This is a genomic window from Candidatus Erwinia dacicola, from assembly GCF_001756855.1.
In the GTDB taxonomy this organism is placed as follows: Bacteria; Pseudomonadota; Gammaproteobacteria; order Enterobacterales; family Enterobacteriaceae; genus Erwinia; species Erwinia dacicola.
In genome coordinates, this window is record NZ_MAYS01000095.1 from 1 (window position 1) to 1,736 (window position 1,736).

Consider the following 1,736-nt stretch of genomic DNA (forward strand, 5'->3'; position numbering starts at 1 on the left):
GCGGGCGCTGGCATTGCTGAAGCGGGAAGGTAAATGTCCGCAGCATGTGCATCACCGGCAGATACAGTACCGGAATAATATAATTGAGTGCGATCATGGCAAACTGAAACGGATAATCAACGCCACGCTGGGCTTCAAATCAATGAAGACGGCTTACGCCACAATCAAAGGCATTGAAGTGATGCGGGCGCTACAAAAAGGTCAGGCAGAATCATTTTATTTGGGGCATCCCCTAGGCGAGATGCGTCTGGTGAGCAGTCTTTGAAAGATAAGACCTTTCAATAACACGAAAGGCTAACTCATCAATAACTTTGCAACAGTGCCGTTCGTTCTGACATTCATGTTTGGGCGCTCTCAGAAGAGGCGATTCAATCTCCTAACCATGAACAGCTACAGTAGCATTTCATTCGGCTGGCGTTGGAGCTAGAAAAACATTTGGGTTCACCATCAGTACAATCTGATTGTCAGCCCTGAATAATCCTTCCTTTACTGTTAAAGGTGATTATTTGCTAGGCTCCCGGCTTAATAAGCGTGCCAATAACGGACGATGTTAACGCAGCGTAAATTTAATTCTGCAAAAGAGAAAACTGCTGTTATAATCACAGGGCTATATGGAAAAAACCGCATTGAACCTCGAAAAATCACTTGGTTACTCTAAATAATTCGAGTTGCAGTCAGGCGGAAAATGAGCGAATCTCGATAAGCCTGCATCAGTAAGTGATTCGGGTAAGTGAGATAAGCGAACGCACCTGCAGCTCGAAGTATGACCAGTATAGTCATTATTCACGAGTTATAGGGGGTTTTAATGGACAGAAGCAAAGAAGTCATCCAGACACATCCCCTCATCGGATGGGATATCAGTACAGTAGACAGCTATGATGCCATGATGATCCGTCTGCATTCGCTTTCTTCTAATCAGCAGCAAACCGAAGATGCCGATGTAGGCCAGACTTACTGGCTGACTACTGATGTTGCCAGACAATTTATCTCCATTCTCGAAGCTGGCATTGCCAAGATTGAAGCCACCAATGACCAGGATCGTGATTACAAGAAGCACTAATTCGCTCATCGTTCCGTCTAAGTGCACCCACACTAGGGTGCCTTTTCCATGCCCGCAATAATTTGCCATTCTGCTTCCCACTCCTGAAAAAAGTGCTGCAAATGATTTACTATCTAATTATAGTCGGCAGTGGTTCCGTTGGGGCTGCCGCTGAATGGCATGCCACCTAGGTTGGCTTGAAGGTGCTGATGATCGACGGTCACCATCCCCTGTACCGCGAAGGCAGCCATCATGGTGAAAGCCGCTTAATTTGTCACGCTTACGGTAAAGGTGCGAGCTACGTGCCGATGGTGCTGCGCGCGCAGCAGCTGTGGGATCAACTGTAGCAGCAGAGCGGTGAACGCATAATGCAGCGCAGCGGCGTGCTCAACTTCGCGTCGCAGGACTCCGAATTTATTCAGAACGTGATGCAAAGCGCGCAGCAGTACCAGCTTGAAGTGTGAGTTATGGTCAAATTTGGTGTATGGAGCCATCAGGCAACGTTCCGGTCTGATGCTTCATCTTCCACCTGTTCACCGTCTTTGAACGGCACGTTGTTGACCACCAGAGTCAACCGCTCGAAACTCTTAAGTCGATTCCAGTTCTTTTTATGCTGACTGGAGCAGCTTGAATACCATCGTCAGCGTCGTCGCCCTCAAGCCGCCGTTCTTCGCCCGCTTGCTCCGCAGCCTGACAG

2 protein-coding genes and 2 pseudogenes are annotated in these 1,736 nt (G+C 48.3%); 3 read left to right on the forward strand and 1 reads right to left on the reverse strand.

The window, feature by feature from the left end:
* The 3 genes and pseudogenes from BBW68_RS02780 to BBW68_RS15540 form a co-directional block, all read left to right on the forward strand.
* A partial coding sequence (locus BBW68_RS02780; protein ID WP_148127512.1) for a DDE-type integrase/transposase/recombinase occupies positions 1-265 on the forward strand: 265 nt, incomplete at its 5' end.
* 540 nt (positions 266-805) lie between these two features.
* A complete protein-coding gene (gene bssS / locus BBW68_RS02785) occupies positions 806-1,060 on the forward strand; it encodes a biofilm formation regulator BssS (protein WP_070133917.1) in 255 nt (84 codons plus the stop codon).
* Between the two features lie 101 nt (positions 1,061-1,161).
* Positions 1,162-1,500, forward strand: a pseudogene (locus tag BBW68_RS15540) (FAD-dependent oxidoreductase); the annotation flags it as partial.
* Between the two features lie 32 nt (positions 1,501-1,532).
* On the opposite strand, the pseudogene BBW68_RS15545 reads toward BBW68_RS15540, so the two are convergent.
* Positions 1,533-1,736 (reverse strand): annotated as a pseudogene (locus tag BBW68_RS15545) (IS256 family transposase); the annotation flags it as partial.

Excerpts from the sequence above, each read along its gene's own strand:
- bssS (WP_070133917.1), top strand. The coding sequence starts at position 806 with ATGGACAGAAGCAAAGAAGTCATCCAGACACATCCCCTCATCGGATGG.